The sequence below is a fragment of the Ruegeria sp. YTSC002 genome (assembly GCF_059609845.1).
Genome location: NZ_JBXWML010000005.1, coordinates 183,466 through 209,790, shown reverse-complemented (window position 1 = coordinate 209,790; position 26,325 = coordinate 183,466). Strand labels below are relative to the sequence as shown.

The following is a 26,325-nucleotide window of genomic DNA, read 5'->3' as shown; positions in this document are numbered from 1 at the left end:
CCGTGGCCACGATCACAAAGGTTTCGCCGCTGGCGCCCGCGTCTTTCCCTGAACTGCCTGCGATTGACGGTGTGCGTTTTGCCACCGTCGAAGCGGGTGTGCGCTATCAGGGCCGCACGGATGTCATGCTGGCTGTTCTTGATCCGGGCACGTCGGTGGCGGGCGTCTTCACCCGCTCGGCCACCCGTGCGGCACCGGTTCTGGATTGTCAGGAGAAAATCGGCGGCCCCAGCGACGGACCCGCGGCGATCCTTGTGAACTCGGGCAACGCCAACGCCTTTACCGGGCATTACGGCCAGACATCGGTTGCCGAGGTGACGCAGGCCGTTTCCAAAGCGACCGGTGTCCCGGTCGAGCGGGTCTTTACCTCATCCACCGGAGTCATCGGTGAACCGTTGCCGCATGATCGCATCATCTCGCAGCTCGAGGCGTTGAAATCCGGCCTCAGCCGCCATGCAATCGAAGACGCCGCGCGGGCGATCATGACGACGGACACGTTCCCGAAAGGGGCGGGCGCACAGGTCGAAATCGGCGACAAAACAGTCTCTATTGCAGGGATTGCGAAGGGGTCTGGCATGATCGCGCCAGACATGGCGACGATGCTGGTCTATATCTTCACCGACGCTCAGGTCGAGCAATCCGCGTTGCAGGAAATGCTGAGCGCCCAGACAGACCGCACCTTCAACTGCATCACTGTGGACAGCGACACTTCGACCTCCGACAGCCTTCTTCTCTGCGCGACCGGAGCCTCGGGCGTCGATGCCACCGGCAACGCCGCTTTCGCAGAGGCGCTTGAAACGGTGATGCTGGACCTCGCGCAACAAGTGGTGCGCGACGGCGAAGGCGCCACCAAATTCGTGGAAATCCGCGTGACCGGTGCCGCTTCGGCTTCGGATGCCAAGGTGCATGGTCTGTCCATCGCCAACTCGCCCTTGGTCAAGACCGCGATCGCGGGCGAGGACCCGAACTGGGGCCGCATTGTCATGGCCATCGGCAAGTCGGGCGCCGCCGCCGACCGTGACCTGCTGAGCATTTCCTTCGGAGATATCCTGGTGGCGGAAAAAGGCTGGGTCAGCCCGGATTATCGCGAGGAAGACGCCGCCGCCTATATGAAAGGTCAGGACCTCGTGATTGCGGTCGATCTGGGGCTGGGCGAGGGGAAATCCACCGTCTGGACCTGCGATCTGACTCACGGGTATATCGAGATCAACGCGGATTATCGCTCGTGAAGACCTTACTTGTATCTGCTGTCGCCCTGATCGACATCGAGGGCCGCGTGTTACTGGCCCAACGCCCCGAAGGCAAATCCATGGCCGGGCTGTGGGAGTTCCCCGGCGGCAAGATCGAGCCGGGCGAAACCCCCGAGGCCGCCCTGATCCGCGAATTGCACGAGGAACTGGGCATCGACACCTGGGCCTCATGCCTTGCGCCGCTGACCTTCGCCAGCCACAGCTATGACGATTTCCACCTGCTGATGCCACTGTTTGCCTGCCGCAAATGGGAGGGCATCCCGCAGTCGAAAGAGGGTCAGGCGCTGAAATGGGTGCGGGCGAATGACTTGCGCAACTACCCGATGCCAGCGGCGGATGTGCCACTGATCCCGATTTTGCGGGATTGGTTGTAACAATTCGTAAGATTCCGGAAAACATCACGAAAAAGTTGACGCTGATCTTTCTCCTTGTCCTTAATCGGGGCAGCGGCGCGCGGGTCTGACCCGGCGGTGCCGTTCCGGCCCAAACTCGGGCCGGATGGGGAGGAGAGATAGAATTGGCTCAGACGCAGTCGGGCGCCGAGGGGATGCACTCCCTTCCGGCGCTGCTACATCGCAATGCGACGCAGTTCGGGGATGCCCCGGCTTACCGCGAAAAGGAATTCGGGATCTGGCAATGCTGGACCTGGGCGGAAACGGCCGCCGAGATCCGCGCGTTGGCGCTGGGATTTCTTGAACTTGGCGTTGAAAAGGGTGACCACATCGCCGTGATCGGGCGCAACCGTCCGGCACATTACTGGTCAATGGTTGCGGCGCAGATGGTCGGTGCCGTTCCGGTGCCTCTCTATCAGGACGCGGTTGCCGAAGAGATGGCCTATGTGCTGGAGCACTGCGGCGCGAAATATGTCGTCTGCGGCGATCAGGAGCAGGTCGACAAGGTCATCGAGATTCAGGAAAACCTGCATCAGGTCAAACACATCCTCTATACCGACAAGCGGGGGATGCGGAAATACGACCACAGCCAGATGAATGCCCTTGACGACATCAAGGCCGAGGGCAGCGCCGGTCATGCGCGTTTCGACGCCGAACTGGACAGGCGCATCGGTGAGATCACCTATGACGACACCTGCGTGATGCTCTATACCTCGGGCACCACGGGCAAGCCCAAGGGCGTGGTGCTGTCGAACCGCAACGTGATCGAAAGCGCCAGGAACTCGGCCGAGTTCGATCACCTGACCCGGAACGAAGACATCCTGTCCTATCTGCCGATGGCCTGGGTTGGTGATTTCATCTTTTCCATCGGTCAGGCTTATTGGTGCGGGTTCTGCGTGAACTGCCCCGAAAGCGCAGACACGATGATGACCGACCTGCGCGAGATCGGGCCGACCTATTTCTTCGCCCCGCCGCGCGTGTTCGAGACCCAGCTGACCAATGTGATGATCCGCATGCAGGATGCCAGCGCGCTCAAGCAGCGGATGTTCAACTTTTTCATGGACCACGCCAAGAAGGTGGGCGGGCGCATCCTGGATGGCCAACCCGTCGGCTTCATGGACCGCCTGAAATACGCGATCGGCAACATCCTGGTCTATGGGCCGCTCAAGGATACGCTGGGCTATGGCCGGATCCGCGTGGGTTACACCGCGGGCGAGGCGATCGGGCCCGAGATCTTCGAGTTCTACCGCTCGCTGGGGATCAACCTCAAACAGCTCTATGGCCAGACCGAGGCGACCGTGTTCATCACCGTCCAGCCCGACGGCGAGGTGCGCGCCGACACCGTTGGCGTCCCGGCCCCCGATGTCGAGCTGAAGATCGCCGACAATGGCGAGATCTACTATCGCTCGCCCGGCGTGTTCGTCGAGTATTACAAGAACCCGGACTCGACCGCATCAACCAAGGACCCTGAAGGCTGGGTGGCCACGGGCGACGCGGGGTTCATCGAGGAACGCTCGGGTCATCTGCGGATCATCGACCGCGCCAAGGACGTGGGCAAGATGGCAGACGGGTCGATGTTCGCGCCGAAATATGTCGAGAACAAGCTGAAGTTCTATCCGGATATTCTGGAGGCGGTGCTGTTCGGCAATGGCAAGGATCGCTGCGTGGCCTTCATCAATATCGATCTGACCGCGGTCGGCAACTGGGCCGAGCGCAACAACGTGGCCTATGCCTCGTATCAGGAACTGGCGGGACATCCGCGCGTGTTAGAGACGATCAAGGCCCATGTGGAAGAGGTGAACAAGTCGGTTGCCGCTGACGAGATGCTGTCGGGCTGTCAGGTGCACCGCTTTGTGGTTCTGCACAAGGAACTGGATGCCGACGATGGCGAGATGACCCGGACCCGAAAGGTGCGGCGCGGGTTTGTCGAGGACAAGTTCAGCGACATCATTGCCGCGCTTTATGACGGGTCCAAGACGGTTTCGACCACGACCGAGGTGACCTATGAGGATGGGCGCAAGGGGTCGATCTCGGCGACGCTGGAAATCGTCGATGCGCCGGTTGTTCCCGTCGCCCAACACAAGGTTGCCGCAGAATGAGTTTCATTTTGCCAATCTTGATTGTCGCTTTGTCGATGGGTGTTGGTGCCGGAGCGGTCGTCTATTTTTCCGAGCGAGTTTCGAACGCTTATTCCTACGTTTTCAGCGGGTTCATCGGCCTAATCGTGGGTATTCTGAGCGCCCTTGCCTATCCCGCGAAGGCTTTCGATGGCGGCGCAATCTACGCGTATGTCGGAGCGGGTGTGCTTAGCTGCCTTTTCCTGAACCGTATTGTGAAGTGGGCGAATGATGCTGGATAATTCCGAAGGATATGTCACCGAAGACGGTCGCAAGATCGGCGGTGTGGTGATGGAAATGAAGAACATCACCCTGCGCTTTGGTGGTGTGGTTGCGATCAAGGATATCTCGTTCGACATTCGGGAAGGCGAGATCCGCGCCATCATCGGGCCGAACGGTGCCGGAAAATCCTCGATGCTGAACGTGATCTCGGGCTTCTATGTTCCGCAGGAAGGCGAGGTCTGGTTTCATGGGTCAAAACGCCCGCCGATGCGGCCCTTTGAGGTGGCGCAGCAGGGCATTGCCCGGACGTTCCAGAATATTGCTTTGTTCGAAGGGATGAGCGTTCTGGACAACGTGATGACCGGGCGGCTGGGGTACATGAAGACCAATATCCTTCAGCAGGCACTGTGGAAGGGCAAGGCCGAGAAGGAAGAGACAGAAAACCGCGAGGCGGTCGAGAAGATCATCGACTTTCTTGAAATTCAGCACATCCGCAAGACGCCGGTGTCGCGCTTGCCCTATGGCCTGAAAAAGCGCGTCGAACTGGCCCGCGCGCTGGCGGCGGAGCCCAAGCTGTTGCTGCTGGACGAGCCGATGGCGGGCATGAACGTCGAAGAGAAAGAGGACATGAGCCGCTTTATCCTCGACGTGAATGACGAATTCGGCACCACCATCGCTCTGATCGAACACGACATGGGCGTTGTGATGGATCTGAGCGACCGGGTGGTCGTGATGGATTACGGCAAGAAGATCGGTGACGGCACGCCTGACGAAGTGCGCAACAACCAAGAGGTTATCGACGCCTATCTGGGGGTCAGCCATGATTAAGCTCTGGGCAGAATTGGGGAGGGGCTGGCATGCCTGAACAACTCGTATTCGCGATGGAGGTCATCCTCAACGGTCTGATGGCCGGGGTGCTGTATGCTCTGGTCGCGTTGGGCTTTGTACTGATCTACAAGGCGTCTGGGATTTTCAATTATGCCCAAGGGGTTATGGCCCTGTTCGCGGCGATGACGCTGGTCGGGATCATGAACGGGCAGGTGCCGTTTGCGCATCTGATCAACGCGACTTTCGGCACCCATATCCACTATTTCGGGTGGAATGTGCCCGCGTTGCTGGCGATCATTCTGACGATGGGTGTGATGGTGTTGCTGGCCTGGTGTGTGCAGCGGTTCGTCATGCGACATCTGGTTGGGCAGGAGCCAATCATCCTGTTCATGGCGACCATCGGTCTGGCATATTTCCTGGAAGGCGTCGCCGACCTGATGTGGGGGTCCGAGATCAAGACGCTGGATGTGGGCTTGCCGCAGGGGATCAACCTGTGGATTGACGAGACGACGTTCAACATCTTCGGCTATGGCTTCTTCATCGACAATCTGGACATCGTGGCGACGGTCATCGCGGCGCTTCTGGTCGCGGCGCTGGTCGCGTTCAGCCAATACACAAAGCAGGGCCGCGCGATGCGGGCGGTAGCAGATGACCACCAGGCGGCGCTGTCCGTTGGCATCTCTTTGAACTTCATCTGGGTCATGGTCTGGTCGGTTGCGGGATTTGTCGCCCTGGTCGCAGGTATCATGTGGGGCACCAAGTCGGGCGTGCAATTCTCGCTGTCGCTGATCGCCCTCAAGGCGTTGCCAGTGCTGATGCTGGGCGGGTTCACCTCGATCCCCGGAGCCATCGTTGGCGGGCTGATCATCGGCGTGGGTGAAAAGCTGTTCGAGTTTGCCATCGGCCCGATGGTCGGCGGCGCGACCGAGAACTGGTTCGCCTATGTGCTGGCGCTGATCTTTCTGGTGTTCCGACCGCAGGGCCTGTTTGGGGAGAAGATCATTGAGAGGGTTTAGGTTAAAAACACTGTATCCTCTTTTTTGCTCCATTGCGGCTACCGTTTTGATCGCTGGTTTCGCTTCGGCAGGATGCACCGCAATCAGTGAACCGACAGAAAACGCAGGCCTGGAAACGGTCAAGACTCGCATGCAGGAAAGGCGCTTCAATACCGCCTTTGGGTCTTTTGAAATCGAGGATGCGGCCAAGAAAAACTTGGCAGATCAGATCTCGAGTTTGTCCGGTGAGGGGGAACTTAAGTGTGTGACCCTAAGACGCGTTCGCCAGAGCGAATACTTCATAAGTGAAGTCGTGATGTTCGAAAGTGATAACACGATATTCTATTTCACGGTCTCAGGCGAAACCGCTTCAGATGAATTCCGGATGATCAATATTTGGGCAACTACGGACTTCGAAAAAATCAGAGGGTTTTTGTACTGATGACCAAGCTGATCGCCATCATCAACGTGATCGCATGGGCGGGGTTCTGGGCCTTTGGCTACATCGCCCTCACATCAGACGATCTGACCGAAGGCCAACTGACGATTGCAGCGATCCTGGCCTTTGCAGGGCTGATCATGGGGGTTCTGGCCTACCTGAAACTGGTGCGCGCCTCGGAGGCGAGTGGATATGCCAAAGGGTCCAATCAACTGGACGCCGAAGCCCGGAACCGGGCGCAGGAACAATGGGGAAAGTAAGACATGTTCTATCGTGAGGCCGGAGATTTCAAAACCTCCTACGTGGATGACAGCCAGACTTTCCCGATCAAGTTCGATCGGTATCGGTACTATGTCGTCCTTGCCGTAGCGTTCGGGATCATTCCGTTCATCATCAACGACTATTGGGCCAATGCACTTCTGCTGCCTTTCCTGATCTATGCCATTGCGGCAATCGGTTTGAACATTCTGGTGGGGTATTGCGGGCAGGTCAGCCTGGGTACCGGGGGGTTCATGGCCGTTGGGGCCTATGCCTGCTACAAGCTGATGACCGCTTTCCCGGATGTCAGCATGTTTATTCACGTGTTGCTGGCCGGCGGGATAACGGCCATCGTCGGTGTGCTGTTCGGCTTGCCATCCTTGCGGATCAAGGGGTTCTACCTTGCGGTGGCGACGCTGGCGGCGCAGTTCTTTCTGGTCTGGCTGTTCAACCGGGTGCCGTGGTTCTACAACTATTCGGCCTCGGGGCAGATCAACGCGCCGGAACGGGATGTGTTCGGCATCATCATCACCGGTCCGAATGCATCGGCCTGGGCCACCTATCTGTTCTGTCTGATTTTCCTGACCTTCTGCGCCATCGTTGCACGCAACTTGACGCGCGGTACGACAGGGCGGACATGGATGGCGATCCGAGACATGGACATCGCCGCCGAGATCATCGGGGTGAACCCGCTCAAGGCGAAACTGACCGCCTTTGCCGTAAGCTCGTTCTTCGTGGGCATCGCGGGCGCGCTGTTCTTCGCGGTCTATCTGGGCGCGGTCGAGGTTGGCGAGGTGTTCGGCATCCAGAAATCGTTCCTGGTGCTGTTCATGGTCATTATCGGCGGATTAGGGTCTATTTTCGGATCCTTTGCCGGAGCCGCCTTCCTGGTGTTGCTGCCGGTTGTTCTGAAACTTGTCGGCGTCGATTTGCTGGGCTGGCCCACTGACATCGTGGCGCACCTCAACCTGGTGATCGTGGGTGCGCTGATCATCATGTTCCTGATCCTCGAACCACACGGGCTGGCGCAGCTGTGGCGTGTGGCGAAAGAGAAACTCAGACTCTGGCCGTTCCCGCACTAAGGGGCAGGCCCAAGGAAAAGACGGGTGCGAAGCCCGAAACTCAACATCGGATCAATCAAGGGAGGACACACCCGATGAACAAGAAACTGGCAACCCTGGCGCTGGGCGCCGTGATGGCCGCAGGTCCGGTCATGGCCGACCTGGTGTTTCCATCGCTCAGCTACCGGACTGGCCCATACGCAGCGGGCGGTATTCCGTTCGCGGATGGCTATGCAGACTATTTCACCCTGCTGAACGAACGCGATGGCGGTATCGGTGGCGTTCCGGCCAAGGTTATCGAGTGCGAAACCGGCTATAACACCGAAAAAGGTGTGGAATGTTATGAATCCACCAAGGGTGAAGGCGCGCTGGTCTATCAGCCTCTGTCAACCGGCATCACCTATCAGCTGATCCCGAAAGTAACGGCAGACGGTATCCCGCTTCACACGATGGGTTATGGCCGGACCTCGGCTGCCAACGGCAAGGTGTTCAGCCATGTGTTCAACTATCCGGCCAACTATTGGAACGGTGCATCCGGCGCGATCAACCATCTGCTGGATGAAAATGGCGGAGATCTGAGCGGCAAGAAGATTGCGCTGGTCTATCACAACTCTGCCTACGGCAAAGAGCCGATCCGTACGCTTGAAACCCTGGCCGAAAAGCATGGCTATGAACTGACCCTGCTGCCCGTTGACCATCCCGGTCAGGAGCAAAAGTCGCAGTGGTTGCAGATCCGCCGTGAAAAGCCCGACTATGTCATCATGTGGGGCTGGGGCGTCATGAACCAGGTTGCGGTTCAGGAAGCCGCCAACATCCGCTTCCCGATGGAAAACTTCATCGGTGTATGGTGGTCGGGCGCGGAATTCGACGTTGAGCCGGCAGGTGAAAAAGCCAATGGTTATAAGGCGTTGACCTTCACCGGCCTGGGTATGGACTATCCGGTCTATGACGATCTGAAGAAGTACGTTGTGGATGCGGGCAAAGCCGCGGGCGCAGGTGATCAGCTGGGAACGGTTCAGTACAACCGCGGTCTGTATGCCGCGATGCTGGCCGCCGAAGCCGTGAAGACCGCGCAGGAGATGCACGGAACCGCCGACATCGACGCATCGATGATGCGTGACGGAATGGAAGCGCTGGAGATCACCAATGCCAAGATGGAAGGTCTGGGCATGGCAGGTTTTGGACCCGAATTCTCGGTAAGCTGTGAAAACCATGGCGGCCCCGGCCTTGTGGGCGTCGTTCAGTGGGATGCGGCAGCAGGAACCTGGAACCCGGTTCAGGATTTCAAACCGACCGATGTCGAGGTGATCAGTGCGCTGATCGAAGAAGACTCGGGCGCATATGCGGCTGAAAACAACATCACTCCGCGTTGTGAATGATAAACCCATCGCCCCGGACATTCCGGGGCGGTGCATACAACCGGAGCGGCGGTTTGCCGCCGCTCCTCACGAACAGTCCCGAAGGGGACAGGCATGAGGACACGCGCTGATGCTGGATGCGGCACAAACCACTGACGTGCAGGCGGAAACCCTGCTTGAGGTCAACAATATCGAAGTGATCTACAACCATGTGATCCTCGTGCTGAAGGGCGTAAGCCTGACTGTGCCCAAGGGCGGTATCACGGCCTTGCTGGGGGGCAATGGCGCGGGCAAGACGACCACGCTCAAGGCAGTGTCGAACCTGCTGCATTCGGAACGCGGCGAGGTCACGAAAGGCACGATCAAGTATCGTGGCCAGAACGTACACGAAAGCGACCCCGCCGTTTTGGTTGAAAAAGGTGTGATTCAGGTGATGGAAGGCCGTCATTGTTTCGAACACCTGACGGTCGAAGAAAACCTGCTGACGGGTGCCTATACCCGCAAGGACGGCAGCGCGGCAATCCAGCGGGATCTGGAACTGGTCTACAATTACTTTCCCCGCCTGAAAGAACGCCGCCGCTCGCAGGCCGGCTATACGTCGGGTGGAGAGCAGCAGATGGTTGCCATGGGCCGGGCATTGATGTCGCGCCCCGAGACGATCCTGCTGGACGAACCATCGATGGGGCTCGCGCCGCAGTTGGTCGAAGAGATTTTCGGCATCGTGAAGGACCTCAACGAGAAAGAGGGCGTGTCCTTCCTGTTGGCCGAGCAGAACACAAACGTCGCCCTGCGGTTTGCGCATTACGGGTACATTCTGGAATCCGGGCGCGTTGTGATGGATGGCCCGGCCGCCGAACTGCGCGAGAACCCGGATGTCAAGGAATTCTACCTTGGTATGTCTGACGAAGGCCGCAAAAGCTTTCGCGACGTGCGGTCCTATCGCCGCCGCAAGAGGTGGCTGTGAGCGGATGGAGGATATGGCGATGACCTTTTTCGACGCACTCGAAACACGCTCGGCGGACGAACGCGCTTCGGATCAGGCCGCAGCGCTGGTAGAGCAGATCAAGCGTGCGGCATCGGCCCCCGGGTTTGCTGCACATTTTTCTGAATCAGACACTAACAAGGTGGTTTCGGCAGATGATTTGCCGATGTTGCCGGTGCTGCGCAAATCGGACCTGATCCGCGCGCAGGCAGAGCGCCCCCCTTTTGGCGGGTTCACCGTGAAGCCTGCGCGCCACTTCCATCACGTGTTCCAGTCTCCCGGTCCGATCTATGAACCGGGCAGCACTGACCGCGATTGGTGGCGCATGGGCCGGTTCCTGCATGCCGCTGGTGTTGCAGCTGGTGATATCGTCCAGAACTGCTTTGGCTATCACCTGACACCGGCAGGCATGATCTTTGAAAACGGTGCCCGCGCTGTTGGTGCTGCCGTTCTGCCGGCGGGAACCGGGCAGACCGAATTGCAGGTGACAGCCGCGCGTGACGTTGGTTGCACCGCCTATGCGGGCACCCCTGATTATCTGAAAGTCATCCTGGACAAGGCCGACGAGATGGGCGTTTCGCTGAATTTCTCCAAGGCCGCCGTTGGTGGTGGCGCGCTGTTCCCGTCCCTGCGGCAGGAATATGCGGATCGCGGTATTTCGTGCCTGCAATGCTATGCGACGGCGGATCTGGGTAACATCGCCTATGAAAGCGCTGCGATGGAGGGGATGATCATCGACGAACACGTGATCGTCGAAATCGTGACGCCCGGAACCGGTACACCGGTAGCACCGGGCGAAGTGGGCGAGGTTGTCGTGACCTCTCTCAACCCGGATTACCCGTTGATCCGCTTTGCGACCGGAGATCTTTCGGCCGTCATGCCGGGTGTCTCACCCTGTGGCCGGACCAATACCCGGATCAAAGGCTGGATGGGGCGCGCCGACCAGACCACCAAGATCAAGGGGATGTTCGTACGCCCGGAACAGGTAGCGGCCCTGGTCGACAAACACGAGGAAATCGTCAAAGCCCGCGTTATCGCAGCCCGTCAGGGTGAGATGGACACGATGACAGTCCGGATTGAAAGCCCACGTGGTGACGACCCGGCATACGCCAAGTCAGTGGCCGAGGTGTTGAAGCTGAAGGGCGCGATCGAGGTTGTGGCCCCCGGATCCCTTCCCAGGGACGGGGTGGTGATCGAGGATCAGCGCGTCTACGAATAATGACCTTTTTCAAGTCTGCGGCAGTTTGCGCCGCAGATTTGTTTACCGATGCACTGGTGTTTCCGAGCTTTTTGGTCGATTAAAGGCGGACCCTTCGCCTTTGCCAATCACAAGCCGGGATGATGGCCGAAATCGAGTTTTCACAGAATGGATCGCGCAATCGCGGTGTGCGTGGTACCCGACTGCTGGCGGGGATCGCCTATGTCGTGGCTGCCGCGTGTCTGTTGCCCATGATCGCTGTGGTCCTGGCGGCTGTGACCGGGGGAACGGACACGATTTCGCACCTGATGGAGACGGTGCTGCCCGGCTATATCGTGACGACCCTGATTCTGGTGGTGTTGGTCGCGGCGGGCACGTTCAGTATCGGCACCGGGGCGGCCTGGCTGGTAACGATGACCCGTTTTCCCGGAGTGCGGTTTCTAGAAATCGCACTGGTCCTTCCGCTGGCCTTTCCGGCCTATGTTCTTGCCTATGCCTACACCTTCATTCTGGATCACCCAGGCATCGTTCAAAGCACGCTGCGTGATGTAACCGGTTGGGGCCCGCGCGACTACTGGTTCCCGGAAATCCGCTCGACCGAGGGTGCGGCGGTCATGTTGATCCTGGTGCTTTACCCTTATGTCTATCTTCTTGCGCGGGCTGCGTTCCTGCAACAAAGCGCAACCGCATTTCTGGCGGCGCGGGCGCTGGGCAACAATCCATGGCTGGCGTTTCGGCGCGTGTCACTGCCAATGGCGCGGCCTGCCATTGCAGGCGGCGTTCTGCTGGCCGTCATGGAGACCATCGCTGATTTCGGAACCGTGTCGTATTTCGGCGTGCAGACCTTTGCCACCGGGATCTACACAAGCTGGTTTTCCATGGCCGACCGAGCGGCGGCTGCACAACTTGCGCTGTGCCTGCTGGTCTTTGCCCTGATCATGGCCGTGGCCGAGCGCACCCAGCGCGGCAAGGCAAAATACTATCAGGCCGGGAAACAGCATGTGGCGCAACCGGCGGCAAATCTGACGGGCCTGCGGGCCTGTGGCGCATTCCTGCTTTGCGCGATACCTGTTCTTTTCGGATTTTTGCTGCCTGTCATCATTTTGGTCGAGATGGGCCTGGATTCCGAACAGAACCTGCTGTCGCAGCGCTATATCGGCTTCATTCAGAATTCGCTGATCCTTGCTGGTACGGCGGCGGTCATCACCGTTTTTGCGGCGATCAGCGTCGGGTTCTTTCAACGTCTGAGACCGGGGCGCGCCTCGTCTGCGACCGCCTATATGGCGCGTCTGGGATATGCCGTGCCCGGTGGTGTCATCGCGGTTGGTTTGATCGTCCCCTTCGCGAGCTTTGACAACGCGCTGGATGTGTGGATGCGGCAGACCTTCGACGTGTCCACGGGGCTGTTGGTTACAGGTTCGATCTGGCTGCTGGTCGCTGCCTACATGGTGCGGTTCCTGGCTGCTGCGCTCAGCGCATATGAGGGTGGCCAAAGCACGGTGCACGCCAATATGGATGCCGCAGCCCGCTCACTTGGTCAGACGCCGTTGGGAACACTGCGGCGTGTTCACCTGCCCATTCTGACCCCGTCTCTGCTGACGGCCCTGCTGATCGTGTTCGTTGACGTGATGAAGGAGCTTCCGGCCACGCTGATCATGCGCCCGTTCAATTTCGACACGTTGGCGGTGCAGGCATATCGATTGGCCTCGGACGAGAGATTGGAGGGCGCAGCTGTGCCTTCGCTGGTCATTCTGGCCGTAGGTCTGCTGCCTGTAATCCTGATCTGCCGTCAGGTCGGCCGACGGTAACACTTGTGTCGTAATTGTAAGACAACAGCGCATCAGGCTTGATTCAAATACGATTTCCGGCAAGGCTGAAGGTATGAATATGCAGCCTCCCAGCCGGCTCTCGGCAAGCGCAGCGCAGATGCCCGTGGCTTTCGACCGGCATGAGATGTCTCAAATCCTATCCGTTTACGGTCGGATGGTCGCCGCCGGGGAATGGCGCGACTATGGCATTTCCAACCTGCGCGACATGGCGGTGTTCTCGATCTTCCGGCGCACCGCGGAACACCCGATCTACCGAGTCGAAAAGCATCCGCGCCTGCGGTCGAGACAGGGAATGTATTCCGTCATAGGTATGGATGGCCGTATCCTGAAGCGCGGCCATGATCTGCGAGCAGTCCTGCGGGTATTGGAGCGCAAGCTGATCCGGGCCGTAAACCCGGATTAGAGCCTTTTGTGGGCTGTCACAGGCCCGTCACCCTGATCCATTATGCGGTGGATCGCCTGATCCATTGGCTCGAATACCACCGCCATATGGCTGGCGTTCGCATGCAGCAGCATGTTGTCGCCCGAAACCCAGGCCACATGCCCTTTCCAGAACAACAGATCACCCCGTTGCGCAGGGGTCCCTTCGATCACGGTATTGCCCAAAGCGCGCTCCTGATCGCCGCTGTCGCCGGGGCAAGGCAGGCCGCAAGCCAAAAGCCCTGCCTGCACCAACCCGGAACAATCGATGCCGAACCGGCTGTTGCCGCCCCATAAATAGGGTGTGCCCAGAAACAGCTTGGCCACTTCGACCGGGTCGTCAGGCTTTACGGTCATCGGCGCCGTGTGCACCTTTGGGATATAACCCAGTTCGGTTTCAACAAACCGGTCCGTCTCGGTCCTGGCTTGGATTCTGCTTCCGAAACTCAGCGACACCAGATCGCGGCTTTTGAAATCCGCTTCCTGGTAGGCATGCGTTGCAGGCGCCGTGATCCAATGGGTCGCAGGCGCATCCGCCGTCAGCTGATCCGTTCGCAACCAGCCGGTATACCCGTCTTTGTCTGCGATGACCCTGTTCCACCCTGACTTTGTTTCCTCGATCCGAACCGTATCACCGAACAACAATTGCCGGTCGCGTGGTCCGTCTGGGCTGCGCAGCAAATCGACAACGGGTGCGGATATGCGGTGGCGTGTCACAGTCCCAATATCTCTGGCAAGGCCGCCAAAACGGCACGTGGCCCCTGACCCAGACCGCCCTTGGTGCGCCCCGGTTCTTTGCTGGGCTGCCAGGAATAGATGTCAAAGTGTATGTAGCGGCATGCGCCCACGAACCTGCGCAGAAACAGGGCGGCTGTGATCGACCCTGCAAACCCGCCCGACGGCGCGTTGTCCAGATCGGCGATACCGGGTTCAATCATCGCTTCATAGGGCGTGTGGAACGGCATGCGCCAGACCGGATCAGCCGAAGCCTCTGCGGCATGCGACAGGGCAGACGCGCAGCGCTGATCATCGGTGTAGAACGGTGCCAGATCGGGGCCCACAGCCACACGGGCGGCCCCGGTCAGCGTCGCCATCGAGATCACCAGATCGGGCTCTCCTTCAGCCGCCAGCGCCAGCGCATCAGCAAGCACCAGACGCCCTTCGGCATCCGTATTGTTGATCTCGACCGTCAGCCCCTTGCGAGAGGTCAGGATGTCGCCTGGACGGAAGGCATTTCCGGCAAGCGCGTTTTCGACCGCCGGTATCAGGACCCTCAATTGCAGGGGAAAACCCAGCTGCATGATCATCCGCGCCAACCCCAGCACATTGGCCGCGCCACCCATGTCTTTCTTCATCAGACCCATGGATGCGCCCGGTTTCAGGTTCAATCCGCCCGTATCGAAACATACCCCTTTGCCGACCAGAGTCAGCTTGGGGCCGCTGCTGCCCCAATTCAGCTCGATCAGCCGGGGGGCCTGTTCGGCGGCGCGCCCTACGGTGTGGATCATGGGGAAATTCTGTTCCAGCAAGGCCGCGCCGCTGATCACGCTGCACGCGGCACCGAATTCGCCGGCCAGAGCCTCGGCCGCCTGCTGCAACTGCTCAGGACCCATATCCGAGGCTGGCGTATTCACCAGATCGCGGGTCAGAACTTCGGCATTGGCCATCGCTTCGATACGGTTGGCATCGACACCTTCGGGCGCAACCAGCGCCGCAGTTCCAGCGGATTGAGACGCGTAGCGGTCGAAGGCATAGCCTGTCATCAACCAGCCAAAACACTCCATCTCCAGACGATCGGCGGGAATGCCGGACGCGATATGATAGGTTCCTTCGGGCAATGCCATGGCTGCGGCGGCCAATGGGAACCTTCTTCGCGCGCGCTTGTCTTCTGTTCCATACCCGGCCAGCACAAAATCAACCGCGCCATGTGCGTCTGGCACCAGCAGGGTCTGCCCCATCGCACCTGTAAACCCGTTTGCGGCAACCCAGGCCCGGGCGGTATCCGGCTGGTCCTGCAACCAACTGTCCAGATCCGGTTGCGCAATCACATGAAGCGGTATGGACGGGTCAGAGGATGGGGCGAAGGACAGGGTCATGGGCGTCTCGGCTGATGGTTTCTGCGCACAGACTAACCGCGCATGATCTGCCCGCAACCCCTGTCAGACGGAAAGGTCCTGCTGGTCCCAGACGGCGGTCAGCGATCGTTCGCCCACGCGGATCAAACGCCCAAGCGTCGCGCCCGCCGCAACGGCGTCACCGGCATCGACGGTGTGGGCCACGTCACCCGCCACCTGGGCCAGGGCCGTCATCCCGATCTGTTCGGATATAGCGACCAGTGACCTGGCGCATTTGCGCAGGTCCGCCCATTCGCGCTGACGCCAGTAGCGTTCGCAGTTTGACAGGCGCACGGCAAGCTCTTCGACCGTGCGACACAGAACGTCCAGCGCGTTTTTGTCGCCAAGTTGCCGGTACAGCCCGCTCAGCTGATCCGAGTCCAGACGGACGGATTCCTTGTGCTCAAGCGTGATAATCTTTTCCACCACATTCACCCTAATTCAAACGCCCCCACGGCGCGGTCTTGATCCTGGCAGAAAATTCCTTTGCAAAACCTTGCAGGGAAACTGGATAATGGCTCGAATTTTCTTTGAATTCGGTTTAGATCATCCGTCAGCGACAAGAACGGGGACATTGAAATGGAATTTGCCAAACCTCTGCCGAGCTACCTTGTAAAACGGTATCACGGATGGAAGGCCACGACATATTCGGAAAACCAAGTCTGGTATCGCCGTCTTGCCGATGAAGGGCAACGCCCCCGTGCCATGGTCATATCCTGCTGCGACAGCCGGGTTCACGTCACATCCATGTTCGGCGCTGACCAGGGCGATTTCTTTATTCACCGCAATATCGCCAACCTGGTGCCGCCCTATGCTCCGGACGGGGACCACCACGGCACCAGCGCCGCCATCGAATATGCCGTAACGGCGCTCAAGGTCGCTCATTTGATAGTGCTGGGGCATTCGCAATGCGGCGGCGTGCAGGGCTGTATCGACATGTGCAAGGGGCAGGCGCCGCAGCTGGATGCCAAGGACAGTTTTGTTGGTCGCTGGATGGATATTCTCAAGCCGAAATACGAACTGGTCGCGGATATCGAAGACAGTGTCGAACAGGCACGACAGTTCGAACGTCAATCGGTCGTCGCATCACTGGAAAACCTGATGACCTTCCCCTTCGTCTCGTCAGCCGTTGATCAAGGCGCGCTGAGCTTGCACGGCTTGTGGACGGATATCGGTGCAGGCGGGCTTGAAAGCTATGACCCTTACCAAAAAAAGTTCGTCCCGGTCTGACGACAACACATCGACAAATCCGAAACGATACAGATAGCGGCTCTGATTCAGGGCCGTTTTTGGTATACTCCACTCATTGCATTTGAAGATCGGAGCCTACCATGAAAGTCATCAAGCGCATCTTCGCAGGATTGGTCGTTTGCATTCTGGTTCTGGTCGCGGCTTCCTATCTGTTGCCGGGAAAGGCAGAAGTTTCGCGTAGCATTGCGATCGATGCGCCGCCAAAAGCCATCTTTCCTTACGTGAATTCGATGCAGGAAACCGAAAAGTGGTCTCCGTGGCTGCACCGCGATCCCGAAACCAAACTGACCTATTCCGGCCCTGCCGCCGGGGTCGGGAACACTCTGAACTGGGCGTCGGATCACCCGCAGGTCGGCACGGGATCACAGGAAATCGTCGAGAGCGTGGAAAACCAACGGGTCAGAACGGCGCTTGATTTTGGTCCGATGGGTACTGCCGCGGCGTCCTTCATCCTTGAGCCTGACGGGGCGGGAACCAGAGTGACCTGGGGGTTTGACTCGGATCTGGGTCTCAACCCTATCTCCCGCTGGATGGGGGTGATGATGGATACATGGGTGGGCGAGGACTATGAACGTGGTCTGACCAATCTGAAGGAACTGGTTGAAACCCAAGGCTAGGCCGCTTGTTTGTATGGAAGCATGCGGCGGTGTGCTTTGCGGAAGTCCTAGCCCAGTCGAAACCGGGCAAGCTTTCCCAGGTGATCGGATCCCATGAAGGGGCGCAGCTCTACCGTTCCGGTTGTGCCTTTGGGGAACAAAAGGTTGTCTATCGGCAATGGGATTTTCCAACTGCCGAGGTTGTGGGTGTTCAGGACGGTTCCAAAGCTCTGGTTGTTTGCGGCCGCTCCGATCCGTCTGACGCTTTCGCCCCAGGGCACCATGTTGAAATCCCCGGCAATCAGAACCGGCCCTTCAAGTTGGCTGATGCGGTCGGCAATCACCTGGCTTTGCCTGGACTGGTCGTAAGGAAATGGCCAGTTCAGATGAACTGAAACAACCCAGATCAAATCACCGCCGGGCGCTTTGACCTGTAACCCCACAAGCCCATAACCTTGCAGACAGAATTCGGAGTTCTCGACGATCGGCAAGGTCGTCAGGATAGCGACGTTTTGTTCAGGGCGGAATTCACAGATCGCCTTTTCGGGGTAATGCTCGAACAGGTTGCTCATGTACTTGCGATTGTGGCTGGAGACTTCCTGCAACGTCACGATCTGTGCATTGGACTCAATGATGTCTTCGGCCAGTGAATACCGGGGCCAGGCTTTGCTCATGAGGTTCTTCTGGTACAGCGTCAGGCAGGATCCGTTGCAATCGTCCGAGGGCGCGGCAACGCTGGCGGCGATGGATCCAATGGCCGCCCCGGCAAAGACCAAGGTGGTCAATGCAAGAAATCTGGCACGCATGAAAAGAAGTATCACGGCGCAGGCCAGAAGCAGAACACCAGCCTGAGGACGGAGCAGAGCGATTGAATCTCCTACGGCAAAGACCTGCCCCGTAAAGCCGATGACGATCAGTGCCATCAGAACGCATGTGCATCCGATGGTCAGGGACTTGGCAATCCTGTGTCTGGTCGAAATTTGCATGCCCTGCCTCTTTTACCCTGCACCGGGCAGTATTTTTTCTGGACTTCCGGCATCCGCCACGAACAAGGTTCAGTTTTAGGTGGCAAGCGTGTCTGGTTTTGTCAACAGCTTGGCGATTTTCAACGCGCGCAAGACTGTGCGGCTGCACAGGTTTCTTTCGAAGTTACAAGTAGAGGTGAAGTTTGACTGGCAGACGAGACTGAGAGCAAATCCGATTTGGGTGTTGATAGTCCTCTCTTGAGCTCAATCTGGACATTGACGAGCGGCTATGCGCACCGTGAAACATGTCGCTCACGGAAGATCTGAACCAAATTTTGGAAACTGTGCTGCCAACCGATCCCAGCTTTCGGAGGATCGAAAGGGCCGTGATAGACAGCTGTATTTGTGAAACCCGGCGACACGCCTTGGAGGGCTCCAACGAAGCCTTCCTGATGTCAGCGATGCGTCTATTGGCACTTCCCGATAATGGGCACACACGGTTGATCCCGAACGGTGCGATCGAGGTGCTGCCGCTGAGGTTCGTGACCGTAGGGCGTTCCGTGCAACTCATCGGCGCGGCACCAGAGATAACCGCACCTCGAGGAGAGCTGATAGCGGTCAATGGCGCAGATCTGAGCTGGATTGAAGCCGCTGCTGAGCAGTTTCTGGCGGGAAGGCACCAAAGGAAACGGGTCATCGGACCGATTCTTTTGGCTTGGCCGTACGCTCTGGCACGTTTGGGTTTTGCGTCAGGCAGCGGAACGACCGAGTATCGTCTGCGGGACGAAAATGGACAGATAACGAACCTGAAAGTGGCCAATGGACACACCGTTCCCGGATCCGCGCTGTACCCCAGAAACGAGCACGGCAAGGATGATCCCACCTGGCAGCCCGAGGCTTTTGTAGAGATAAAGAACTGGCAGGACCTTGGGCTATCAATTGCGTTGCCAAGCTTCTTCGATCCGAACGAAACTGCGCTGCTTGCAGGCATCTCAGCCGCTGCGGAACGCGTGCGCGCCTGCTCGAACAAACCGCTCTTGATCGACGTTCGCGGAAATACGGGTGGCGACTTTCTTCTGACGATGCCCTTGATCGACGCAATCTCGGAAAGCGCAAACAAGCAGGTTGTTGTGCTTGTCGATAAATTCACGTTTTCCGCAGCGATCGTGTTTGTAGCCATCCTCAAACATCGATTGGGAAACAGGCTCACACTCATTGGAGAGGAGATGGGTGATGGCTTAACGTTCTTTGCAGAGGGCGGGTTGCTCGATCTGCCGGCCAGCAAAGCGGTCGTTCGATATTCATCAGCCTTTCATGATTGGAAGAACGGAACGGCTGACGAAACCACCCCGCCCGAAGTTGCGCGCAAAATCGTAGCTGTAGGTGCACTGAATTTGGATTTGGAATGGGTCCAAGGGTCTGCGGAAGAGGATGCGCAAGGCGAGTTCCATCAACGCGTTCTCAAGAGCATGAGCAATTGGATAAACGACCGTTGAATTCGCACGACGGTCGTCCAGCCCGCAAACCTGGCACTTATCAAAAAACCCGCTGAAAAATCAGCGGGTTTTCTGGTTTTCAGGCTTTGGCGAAAATCGGGATGTCAGCCCTTTTTCAGAACCTCGCGGCCCAGAAGTTCCGCGATCTGCACCGCGTTCAGGGCGGCGCCCTTGCGCAGGTTATCGCTGACGCACCACAGGTTCAGACCGTTCTCGATGGTCGAATCCTGGCGGATACGGCTGATGAACGTGGCGAAATCGCCCGCGCATTCGATCGGTGACACGTAGCCACCCGCTTCGCGTTTGTCGATCACCATGATGCCCGGCGCTTCGCGCAGGATGTCGCGGGCTTCGTCTTCGTCCAGAAACTCTTCGAACTCGATGTTCACGGCCTCGGAATGGCCGACGAAAACCGGCACGCGGACGCAGGTCGCGGTAACCTTGATCGACGGGTCGACGATCTTCTTGGTCTCGACGACCATCTTCCATTCTTCCTTGGTCGAGCCGTCTTCCATGAAGACGTCGATCTGCGGGATGACGTTGAAGGCGATCTGCTTCTGAAACTTGTTCGGCGGCACGTCCGTTGTCGGGTTGTAGATCGCCTTGGTCTGATCCCAAAGCTCGTCCATGCCTTCTTTACCGGCGCCCGACACCGACTGGTAGGTCGAGACCACGACGCGCTTGATCTTGGCGCGGTCATGCAGCGGCTTGAGTGCCACCACCATCTGCGCGGTCGAGCAGTTCGGGTTGGCGATGATGTTCTTGTTCTTGTAGTCTTGGATCGCCTGAGGGTTACATTCCGGCACGATCAGCGGAATGTCCGGGTCATAGCGATACAGCGACGAGTTGTCGATTACCACACAGCCAGCCGCAGCCGCCTTGGGGGCATAGGTCTTGGTTGCGTCCGAGCCGATGGCGAACAGTGCCATGTCCCAGCCGGTGAAGTCGAAGGTGTCGATGTCCTGGGTGGTCAGTGTCTTGTCGCCAAAGCTCACCTCGGTCCCCAGCGAACGACGGCTTGCCAGCACGGCAAGTTCATCGACCGGGAACTGGCGTTCCGCCAGGATGTTCAGCATTTCGCGGCCCACGTTACCCGTGGCGCCGGCGACAACGACGCGATAGCCCATTTCATGTCTCCAAAGTTAAGGACGCGCGTTCATAGCCGCGTTGCAGCGAAGAAAAAAGGGCTATCACGGGTGAATTGGCCGAATTGACGTCGATTTTAACCCGAATGCGCGTTTTCGCCTGTGTTCAGCAAAGACCGATAGACCCGCACGATGGCCTCGGCCTCACCTTCGATTCGAAAATGCTGCTCGACACGCTGTCTTGCGGCCTGACCGGATTGCACCAGCTTGTCCGGATCACTCAGCATCTGTTCAAGTGCTTTGGCCAGTGCCGCGGCGTTGTCCTTTTCGATCAAGCGGCCGGTTTCCCCGTCCTCGATCTGGGCGCTGAACGCGCCAACCCCGTGGCAGGCGATTGCAGGCACGCCGGAAGCCATCGCCTCAAGCGGTGTGAGGCCGAACCCTTCGTGACGGGCCGGGGCCACGAACAGGTCAAGGGCGCGGTAGGTTTCAACGATCTCCTCCCAGGGACGCTCGCCCAGGAAGTGCACCCGGTCCGACAGACCGGCAGCTTTGAGTTTGGCCTCCTGTTCCCGTTGGAACGCTTCAAATTCTTTGGTGGCGCGCCCGGTGAATACGATGCTGGCGTCGGGATGGTTCGGCAGAACCTCGATCGCCGCATCCACCAGCAGATCGACGCCTTTCTGAGGTCGAATGCGCCCGAAACACCCGATCAAGGTCCCTTCTGGCAGCCCCAGTTTCTGCCGCAGGGCGGTTTTGTCCACGGCCGGGTGAAACAGTTCGGTGTTCACACCGTGCATGATGACGGTTGCGGGATGTTCCAGAAACGACGCCGCTTGCGGCGTTGTGGCGATCAGCGCATCCATCTTCGAGATCAGCCACTTGGTGAACCCCGAATGATTTCGTTGCGCAGCCGAAGTGAACAGCAGTTTCAGATTGCGTCGCAGCACATGTTTCAGAAACAGACCCATCAGCATTTCGGTATTGCGCCGCGCATGCCACACCCGGGGCGTCCTGTTCGAAAGGAATGGAACTTTGATCAATCGGATGTGGGGCAGATCATCCGGCAGGCCGGGTCCCGTGGCAACGATCCCGATCATATGCTTCTGGATCGGCAGCAGGCGGATGACGGTTGTGGTGACGCCGGAGAGGCTGTGTTTCAGGTTCGGCGCTATAACCTCGATTTCCTGCACGGCTTGCTCCGCAATTGCTTCAATCCACATTATCCCGGCTGAATAGATAAATCACGCAACCGATGGCAAGGGTTACCGCAAAAAACCCGAATATCGCGGTGTAGGGCGCGGTTGTCCCGATCTCAGCGGTGGCGGCATGAATGCGCCCGGTGACAAATTGGGCAATGCCGACCCCTCCGATCCCGAAAAGGTTCAACAGGGTCACGCCTCGGCCCACCAGATGGGGGGGGACGAAGGCCCGCCCATGGGCCATGATGACCGGAAAGCTGGCCCCGGTGAACCCAATGACGGCCAACAGCAGAACGGACAGCCATGTGGTATGGTCAATCCACACGCAAAGCAGGGTCAGCGCCACCACGCCCAGCACGTTGCCCGTGAAGATAACCCACTTCCGAGTGCCAAATATGCGATCCAGCGGTCCGTAGACAAAGGTACCGACAATCATCGCAGACCCCATGACCAGTGTCGCGGTGCCGATCTGGGTGGTGCTGAGCCTGAAGACATCGTTCAGATACGGCCCGGCCCATAGCCCGCGCAGCGCGGCGGAGGGCGCATAGGCCACCAGCATCAAGGGCATGATCAGCCACAGTGCAGGCTCTTTCAACAGGTCCAGCAGCGTACCCTTGTGTTCCGTATCAACCTTCGCGGGATCACGCAGGCTCAGCCAAATACCCAAAGCAATCGCGGCAGATATCACGGCAAGCCCAACCATGGTGGCGCGCCATCCCATCCATTCGACAGCAAGCGCAGTCGGATAGGAGGCCACGAGATTGCCCACCGAGCCGACACCCAGCATGACGGCGGCCAGTGTCGCGAATTTCGCGGGCGGGTATTCGCGGGCAAAGATGAAATAGGATGCCATCAAAACCGGAGAGCACCCGACGCCGATCAGGCCCATGGCAACACTGACATGCAACGGTGAGGTCGCGACCGCAAAAATCGCGGATCCTCCTGCACCACCAACCAGAAGAAGCGCGGCTGCGGTCAGCCTGGGCCCAACCTTGTCCAGCGCCCAGCCAACCGGGATTTGCATTGCAGCGAACACAAGAAACCAAAGGCCCGACGCAAAGGCCAGATCTTCGGGTGTGGCGCCGATGTCGCGTTCAAGATCCAGGCTGAGCACAGCCAGAAATGCACGGAAAAACTGGCTGAGCACATAGCCCAGGCACAAAACCACCAAACCCGCCTGCATATCCCGCCTCTTTTCCGCTCATCCGAAGGGAATGCTTGGCACGCAATGATGCAACGCACAAGCATGTGTACTATGTTTCAGTAGCAGGACTTGGGCCGCATTCCGGCTATCATTGTCAGAAGTCTGATTTCGAGGGGGAAAATGAAAGACCTCCATTCTGCATTTTATGAAAACCTGCCCCTGTTGCGGGATTTCACCCGCCTGGCAGACCCGGCGCAGTTTTCGCCGGTGCCCGACGACTGGTTTCTGGGGGTCGCCGACATTGTCGATTCAACCGGCGAGATCGCGCGGGGACGATACAAAACCGTCAACACAGTTGGGGCTGCCGTAATCTCGGCGATGATAAACGCGATGGACGGCAAGTTGTTTCCCTATGTCTTTGGCGGCGACGGGGCGGCGTTTGCGGTCCCTCCCAGCGAAGTTGAAGCAGCGCGGGATACTCTTTCAGCTTTGCGGCGCTGGGCGGAAGAGGAGTTTTCCATGCCGTTGCGTGCGGCGCTGGTATCGGTGGCGGAAATCCGAAAAGCGGGCAGGGACTTGCGTGTCGCCCGTTTTGCCCCGTCCTCTGGCGTGGATTATGCCATGTTTTCTGGCGGAGGATTGGCCTGGGCCGAGGCAGAGATGAAGGCGGGTCGTCATATGATCGCGCCTGCCGAACCGGGTGCGCAGCCGAACCTGACAGGCCTGTCATGCAGATGGTCCAACAGCCCGGCGCGGCATGGTCAGATCGTGTCACTGGTTGTTGAACCCACCGCGTCAGCAACTGAACGCGATTTTGCAGACCTTGCGCAATTGGTTCTGTCTGCGTCAGAAGAGCTGGAGCGCGCAGGTCATCCGGTGCCGATGAATGGTCCGCCCATGACGTGGCCGCCCCCCGGCCTCGACATTGACGCGCATGTTTCGCGCAACGGGAGAAATTTGTTTTTGCACAAGCTCGTTCTTCTGATTCAGAACCTGCTGATTGCGATACTCTTCAAGACCGGTAAAAAGCTGGGACAGTTCGAACCCGAACATTACAGGAATATGGTCAGCAGCAATGCCGATTTCCGCAAGTTTGATGACGGTCTGAAGATGACATTGGATTGTGATCCGGCCACTTTGCGACAGATCGAACAGATGCTGGAAGAAGCGCGCGGGCGCGGCAAAATCCGATACGGTCTGCACGTGCAGGACGAGGCGATGATGACGTGTTTCGTCCCGTCGGCCACGCGGGACGATCATGTGCATTTCGTCGATGGTGCCTCGGGCGGATACGCCCAGGCCGCAGCGGCCATGGTCCGTTGAACGTTTAGTCGGCTTTCCATCGTTCGGCGAGATCACGTGCCGTTTGTGCCAGCAGCATCACATCAATGCCAACCGCCAAAAACTGTGCGCCCATATCCAGATATGCCTGCCGGGCCTCGTCATTTGTCGCCAGAATGCCCGGCGCTTTGCCTGCGGCCTTGATCCGGGTCAGTGCATCGCCGATAACCTGTCTCACCTCGGGCGCCGCACTGTTGCCCTGATGGCCCATATCGGTCGACAGATCGGCAGGGCCAATGAATACGCCATCCACGCCGTCAACCTCCAGAATGTCGTCCAGAGCAGCCATTCCGGCGCGTGTTTCAACCTGCAACAACAGGCAAATCTCCTGATCTGCGGTCTGAATATAATCTCCGACCGATCCGTACATCGTCGCCCGCGATGCCATCGCGCCCACGCCGCGGACACCGGCAGGGGGATAGCGGCAGGCCCGAACCAGCTCTTGCGCCTGCGCGGCGCTTTCCACGATCGGAACCAGAATGGTCTGAGCACCCGCATCCAGAACCATCTTGATCAGCCAGGTCTCACCCACGGGGACCCTCACAACCGCATGAGAATTGCTTGCTTCAAGGGCCAGAAGCTGGTCCCGGATCGACCGGATATCGTTAGGGGCATGCTCTCCATCGATTACCAGCCAATCAAAGCCCGCGGTTCCCATCATCTCGGCCGCTGCGGGCTCCGCAAAGCTCATCCAGCACCCGATCTGCATTTCTCCCTTTTTTAGAGCCTGTTTGAACGCGTTCTGCTGCGCAGCCATATTGTTTCCTTTTGTTGCAAAACCTTCGGCGCGACGTAGTCGTGAAAGTGGCCGTTTCCTCATCTTCTTCCGTGGCACGAAATTGTCCAGTTTTAATGCAATTTGGCGTCATCGGATCGACGGCGGCAAAGGCGCGTCACGCAAGGGTGGCGACATTCCGGCGGTTCTTGTGCTTCAAACCGAAAACTGAGGGTTCCCTTGCGTAAATCACGGATTTCGGCGATAATTTTGGCATGACCGACGACCTCCCACTGACGTCGCGATCTTTGCCTATTGCGCTTTTGCGGGCGCGGGAAAAGGTTATGGGACCCATCCGAGCAATGCTGGCCGACGCCGGTGTCACCGAACAGCAGTGGCGCGTATTGCGGGTTTTGAATGAAGAAGGCCCGCAGGAGCCCACGCATATTGCCGAACGCGCCTGTCTATTGTTGCCAAGCCTGACACGGATATTGCAGAAGCTGGAGCATCGCGGCCTGATCTCCCGACGATGCCATCCAGCGGACCGGCGTCGCCAGATTGTCGAGATCGGCGAGCGTGGCGTTCAGATCATTCACGCCAATCAGCCCGCCAGCATGGCGCAGGCGGAACGCATTCGGTCCCGCCTAGGGCCGGAAAAACACGAACTGTTGCTGGACCTTCTGAACGAGTTGAACGACCTGGATACCTGATGCCGGTCGCAAAACACTTGTGTCATCTGCCAGGACCCCGCCGGAGATTCTAGGGGCGATCTCCGACGGGGTGGCCAGACTTGGATTTGGGTTAGGCCTGGCCTGAGGCCGGTTGCGTCACGCCTTGCCTGACGGTCCGGCCTGCGCATCGGAGTATATGGCGAGCCGGAAATGTGGCTCTGATTAGGGCTATTTGGCCTTTGGGGGAAAGGCCTTGCACCCATGCTCTCCGAAACAGACTTGGGCAATTTCCGAACGAAAACCGGTCCCGCAAGGGATGACTTTGCGTCATACTGGCCGAATGCCTCCGCATGCGCGGTGTTTTGCTGCCTTCGCACCCCTCAAGATGGATGCACC

Annotated in this window: 27 protein-coding genes; 19 read left to right on the top strand and 8 right to left on the bottom strand. The window is 58.6% G+C overall.

Features of this window, described 5'->3' with window-relative positions; all coding sequences use genetic code 11:
• The first annotated feature begins 2 nt into the window (after positions 1-2).
• The 14 genes from argJ (at position 3) to AC2FFD_RS12250 (ending at position 13,332) form a co-directional block, all read left to right on the top strand.
• Entirely contained in the window at positions 3-1,229 is a 1,227-nt protein-coding gene (gene argJ, locus AC2FFD_RS12315) for a bifunctional glutamate N-acetyltransferase/amino-acid acetyltransferase ArgJ (protein ID WP_496873182.1), read from the top strand.
• Entirely contained in the window at positions 1,226-1,624 is a 399-nt protein-coding gene (mutT, locus tag AC2FFD_RS12310) for an 8-oxo-dGTP diphosphatase MutT (RefSeq protein WP_058275090.1), read from the top strand. The genes argJ and mutT overlap by 4 nt, the downstream gene beginning before the upstream one ends.
• 173 nt (positions 1,625-1,797) lie before the next feature.
• Complete coding sequence (locus AC2FFD_RS12305; RefSeq protein ID WP_496873244.1) at positions 1,798-3,741, top strand: AMP-binding protein; 1,944 nt, start codon at positions 1,798-1,800, stop codon at positions 3,739-3,741.
• Positions 3,738-4,001, top strand: a complete 264-nt coding sequence (locus AC2FFD_RS12300) for a hypothetical protein (protein ID WP_257599759.1) — start codon at positions 3,738-3,740, stop codon at positions 3,999-4,001. Before AC2FFD_RS12305 ends, AC2FFD_RS12300 begins: the two co-directional genes overlap by 4 nt.
• Complete coding sequence (locus AC2FFD_RS12295) at positions 3,991-4,809, top strand: ABC transporter ATP-binding protein (RefSeq protein WP_171635456.1); 819 nt, start codon at positions 3,991-3,993, stop codon at positions 4,807-4,809. The genes AC2FFD_RS12300 and AC2FFD_RS12295 overlap by 11 nt, the downstream gene beginning before the upstream one ends.
• A gap of 29 nt (positions 4,810-4,838) precedes the next feature.
• Positions 4,839-5,825: a branched-chain amino acid ABC transporter permease gene (locus tag AC2FFD_RS12290; RefSeq protein ID WP_257599761.1), complete on the top strand. Its 987-nt coding sequence runs from the start codon at positions 4,839-4,841 to the stop codon at positions 5,823-5,825.
• On the top strand, positions 5,812-6,246 hold the full coding sequence (locus AC2FFD_RS12285; RefSeq protein WP_496873181.1) for a hypothetical protein: 435 nt from the start codon (positions 5,812-5,814) through the stop codon (positions 6,244-6,246). Before AC2FFD_RS12290 ends, AC2FFD_RS12285 begins: the two co-directional genes overlap by 14 nt.
• Complete coding sequence (locus AC2FFD_RS12280; protein WP_170345775.1) at positions 6,246-6,503, top strand: hypothetical protein; 258 nt, start codon at positions 6,246-6,248, stop codon at positions 6,501-6,503. The genes AC2FFD_RS12285 and AC2FFD_RS12280 overlap by 1 nt, the downstream gene beginning before the upstream one ends.
• Positions 6,504-6,506: 3 nt before the next feature.
• A complete protein-coding gene (locus AC2FFD_RS12275; RefSeq protein WP_257599762.1) occupies positions 6,507-7,583 on the top strand; it encodes a branched-chain amino acid ABC transporter permease in 1,077 nt (358 codons plus the stop codon).
• 74 nt (positions 7,584-7,657) lie between these two features.
• Positions 7,658-8,941, top strand: a complete 1,284-nt coding sequence (locus AC2FFD_RS12270) for an ABC transporter substrate-binding protein (protein WP_257599763.1) — start codon at positions 7,658-7,660, stop codon at positions 8,939-8,941.
• A gap of 109 nt (positions 8,942-9,050) precedes the next feature.
• On the top strand, positions 9,051-9,884 hold the full coding sequence (locus AC2FFD_RS12265) for an ABC transporter ATP-binding protein (RefSeq protein WP_257599764.1): 834 nt from the start codon (positions 9,051-9,053) through the stop codon (positions 9,882-9,884).
• A 19-nt stretch (positions 9,885-9,903) separates the two neighbouring features.
• The gene (locus AC2FFD_RS12260; protein WP_170345772.1) at positions 9,904-11,121 is read left to right on the top strand and encodes a phenylacetate--CoA ligase family protein; all 1,218 of its coding nucleotides are present in this window, start codon (positions 9,904-9,906) and stop codon (positions 11,119-11,121) included.
• A gap of 122 nt (positions 11,122-11,243) precedes the next feature.
• Positions 11,244-12,908 carry an ABC transporter permease gene (locus AC2FFD_RS12255; RefSeq protein WP_496873243.1) on the top strand — a complete coding sequence of 555 codons (1,665 nt, stop codon included), beginning with the start codon at positions 11,244-11,246 and terminating at the stop codon, positions 12,906-12,908.
• A gap of 73 nt (positions 12,909-12,981) precedes the next feature.
• Positions 12,982-13,332: a DUF2794 domain-containing protein gene (locus AC2FFD_RS12250; protein WP_480685588.1), complete on the top strand. Its 351-nt coding sequence runs from the start codon at positions 12,982-12,984 to the stop codon at positions 13,330-13,332.
• On the opposite strand, the gene AC2FFD_RS12245 is transcribed toward AC2FFD_RS12250, so the two are convergent.
• The 3 genes from AC2FFD_RS12245 to AC2FFD_RS12235 form a co-directional block, all read right to left on the bottom strand.
• On the bottom strand, positions 13,329-14,066 hold the full coding sequence (locus AC2FFD_RS12245) for a C40 family peptidase (protein WP_480685589.1): 738 nt from the start codon (positions 14,064-14,066) through the stop codon (positions 13,329-13,331). The two genes, AC2FFD_RS12250 and AC2FFD_RS12245, sit on opposite strands and share 4 nt — an antisense overlap.
• Entirely contained in the window at positions 14,063-15,445 is a 1,383-nt protein-coding gene (locus tag AC2FFD_RS12240; RefSeq protein ID WP_496873180.1) for a leucyl aminopeptidase family protein, read from the bottom strand. Before AC2FFD_RS12240 ends, AC2FFD_RS12245 begins: the two co-directional genes overlap by 4 nt.
• Positions 15,446-15,508: 63 nt before the next feature.
• Positions 15,509-15,898, bottom strand: a complete 390-nt coding sequence (locus tag AC2FFD_RS12235) for a hypothetical protein (protein WP_171230088.1) — start codon at positions 15,896-15,898, stop codon at positions 15,509-15,511.
• Between the two features lie 144 nt (positions 15,899-16,042).
• Here AC2FFD_RS12235 and AC2FFD_RS12230 point away from each other — a divergent pair, with 144 nt between their 5' ends.
• Together AC2FFD_RS12230 and AC2FFD_RS12225 are read left to right on the top strand one after the other, a co-directional pair.
• Positions 16,043-16,693: a carbonic anhydrase gene (locus AC2FFD_RS12230; protein ID WP_170345767.1), complete on the top strand. Its 651-nt coding sequence runs from the start codon at positions 16,043-16,045 to the stop codon at positions 16,691-16,693.
• A 101-nt stretch (positions 16,694-16,794) separates the two neighbouring features.
• Positions 16,795-17,331 carry an SRPBCC family protein gene (locus tag AC2FFD_RS12225; RefSeq protein WP_480685592.1) on the top strand — a complete coding sequence of 179 codons (537 nt, stop codon included), beginning with the start codon at positions 16,795-16,797 and terminating at the stop codon, positions 17,329-17,331.
• 47 nt (positions 17,332-17,378) lie between these two features.
• On the opposite strand, the gene AC2FFD_RS12220 is transcribed toward AC2FFD_RS12225, so the two are convergent.
• A complete protein-coding gene (locus AC2FFD_RS12220) occupies positions 17,379-18,296 on the bottom strand; it encodes an endonuclease/exonuclease/phosphatase family protein (RefSeq protein ID WP_496873179.1) in 918 nt (305 codons plus the stop codon).
• Between the two features lie 539 nt (positions 18,297-18,835).
• Between AC2FFD_RS12220 and AC2FFD_RS12215 the strand changes: the two genes are divergently transcribed.
• The gene (locus AC2FFD_RS12215; protein WP_496873178.1) at positions 18,836-19,771 is read left to right on the top strand and encodes a S41 family peptidase; all 936 of its coding nucleotides are present in this window, start codon (positions 18,836-18,838) and stop codon (positions 19,769-19,771) included.
• A 104-nt stretch (positions 19,772-19,875) separates the two neighbouring features.
• Here AC2FFD_RS12215 and AC2FFD_RS12210 read toward each other — a convergent pair whose 3' ends face one another.
• From AC2FFD_RS12210 to AC2FFD_RS12200, 3 genes are all read right to left on the bottom strand, one after another.
• Entirely contained in the window at positions 19,876-20,898 is a 1,023-nt protein-coding gene (locus AC2FFD_RS12210; protein ID WP_496873177.1) for an aspartate-semialdehyde dehydrogenase, read from the bottom strand.
• A 95-nt stretch (positions 20,899-20,993) separates the two neighbouring features.
• Positions 20,994-22,049 (bottom strand): glycosyltransferase family 4 protein, encoded by a 1,056-nt coding sequence (locus AC2FFD_RS12205; RefSeq protein ID WP_496873176.1) that lies wholly within the window; start codon positions 22,047-22,049, stop codon positions 20,994-20,996.
• A 19-nt stretch (positions 22,050-22,068) separates the two neighbouring features.
• Positions 22,069-23,241, bottom strand: coding sequence for an MFS transporter (locus tag AC2FFD_RS12200; protein WP_496873175.1), 1,173 nt, complete (start codon positions 23,239-23,241; stop codon positions 22,069-22,071).
• A gap of 141 nt (positions 23,242-23,382) precedes the next feature.
• Here AC2FFD_RS12200 and AC2FFD_RS12195 point away from each other — a divergent pair, with 141 nt between their 5' ends.
• Positions 23,383-24,525: a DUF3095 domain-containing protein gene (locus tag AC2FFD_RS12195; RefSeq protein ID WP_496873174.1), complete on the top strand. Its 1,143-nt coding sequence runs from the start codon at positions 23,383-23,385 to the stop codon at positions 24,523-24,525.
• A 4-nt stretch (positions 24,526-24,529) separates the two neighbouring features.
• On the opposite strand, the gene AC2FFD_RS12190 is transcribed toward AC2FFD_RS12195, so the two are convergent.
• Entirely contained in the window at positions 24,530-25,300 is a 771-nt protein-coding gene (locus tag AC2FFD_RS12190; RefSeq protein ID WP_496873173.1) for an HpcH/HpaI aldolase family protein, read from the bottom strand.
• A 233-nt stretch (positions 25,301-25,533) separates the two neighbouring features.
• Here AC2FFD_RS12190 and hpaR point away from each other — a divergent pair, with 233 nt between their 5' ends.
• The gene (hpaR, locus tag AC2FFD_RS12185) at positions 25,534-25,968 is read left to right on the top strand and encodes a homoprotocatechuate degradation operon regulator HpaR (RefSeq protein ID WP_170345758.1); all 435 of its coding nucleotides are present in this window, start codon (positions 25,534-25,536) and stop codon (positions 25,966-25,968) included.
• Positions 25,969-26,325 lie beyond the last annotated feature (357 nt).

Bases quoted from the DNA above. Each gene is read 5' to 3' on its own strand.
- AC2FFD_RS12210 (WP_496873177.1), bottom strand. From the start codon at position 20,898: ATGGGCTATCGCGTCGTTGTCGCCGGCGCCACGGGTAACGTGGGCCGC.
- AC2FFD_RS12270 (WP_257599763.1), top strand. From the start codon at position 7,658: ATGAACAAGAAACTGGCAACCCTGGCGCTGGGCGCCGTGATGGCCGCA.
- AC2FFD_RS12275 (WP_257599762.1), top strand. From the start codon at position 6,507: ATGTTCTATCGTGAGGCCGGAGATTTCAAAACCTCCTACGTGGATGAC.
- AC2FFD_RS12295 (WP_171635456.1), top strand. From the start codon at position 3,991: ATGCTGGATAATTCCGAAGGATATGTCACCGAAGACGGTCGCAAGATC.
- AC2FFD_RS12305 (WP_496873244.1), top strand. From the start codon at position 1,798: ATGCACTCCCTTCCGGCGCTGCTACATCGCAATGCGACGCAGTTCGGG.
- AC2FFD_RS12195 (WP_496873174.1), top strand. From the start codon at position 23,383: ATGAAAGACCTCCATTCTGCATTTTATGAAAACCTGCCCCTGTTGCGG.
- hpaR (WP_170345758.1), top strand. From the start codon at position 25,534: ATGACCGACGACCTCCCACTGACGTCGCGATCTTTGCCTATTGCGCTT.
- AC2FFD_RS12200 (WP_496873175.1), bottom strand. From the start codon at position 23,241: ATGCAGGCGGGTTTGGTGGTTTTGTGCCTGGGCTATGTGCTCAGCCAG.
- AC2FFD_RS12230 (WP_170345767.1), top strand. From the start codon at position 16,043: ATGGAATTTGCCAAACCTCTGCCGAGCTACCTTGTAAAACGGTATCAC.
- AC2FFD_RS12300 (WP_257599759.1), top strand. From the start codon at position 3,738: ATGAGTTTCATTTTGCCAATCTTGATTGTCGCTTTGTCGATGGGTGTT.
- AC2FFD_RS12220 (WP_496873179.1), bottom strand. From the start codon at position 18,296: ATGCAAATTTCGACCAGACACAGGATTGCCAAGTCCCTGACCATCGGA.
- AC2FFD_RS12290 (WP_257599761.1), top strand. From the start codon at position 4,839: ATGCCTGAACAACTCGTATTCGCGATGGAGGTCATCCTCAACGGTCTG.
- AC2FFD_RS12225 (WP_480685592.1), top strand. From the start codon at position 16,795: ATGAAAGTCATCAAGCGCATCTTCGCAGGATTGGTCGTTTGCATTCTG.
- AC2FFD_RS12240 (WP_496873180.1), bottom strand. From the start codon at position 15,445: ATGACCCTGTCCTTCGCCCCATCCTCTGACCCGTCCATACCGCTTCAT.
- AC2FFD_RS12260 (WP_170345772.1), top strand. From the start codon at position 9,904: ATGACCTTTTTCGACGCACTCGAAACACGCTCGGCGGACGAACGCGCT.
- AC2FFD_RS12190 (WP_496873173.1), bottom strand. From the start codon at position 25,300: ATGGCTGCGCAGCAGAACGCGTTCAAACAGGCTCTAAAAAAGGGAGAA.
- AC2FFD_RS12250 (WP_480685588.1), top strand. From the start codon at position 12,982: ATGAATATGCAGCCTCCCAGCCGGCTCTCGGCAAGCGCAGCGCAGATG.
- AC2FFD_RS12280 (WP_170345775.1), top strand. From the start codon at position 6,246: ATGACCAAGCTGATCGCCATCATCAACGTGATCGCATGGGCGGGGTTC.
- AC2FFD_RS12255 (WP_496873243.1), top strand. From the start codon at position 11,244: ATGGCCGAAATCGAGTTTTCACAGAATGGATCGCGCAATCGCGGTGTG.
- AC2FFD_RS12265 (WP_257599764.1), top strand. From the start codon at position 9,051: ATGCTGGATGCGGCACAAACCACTGACGTGCAGGCGGAAACCCTGCTT.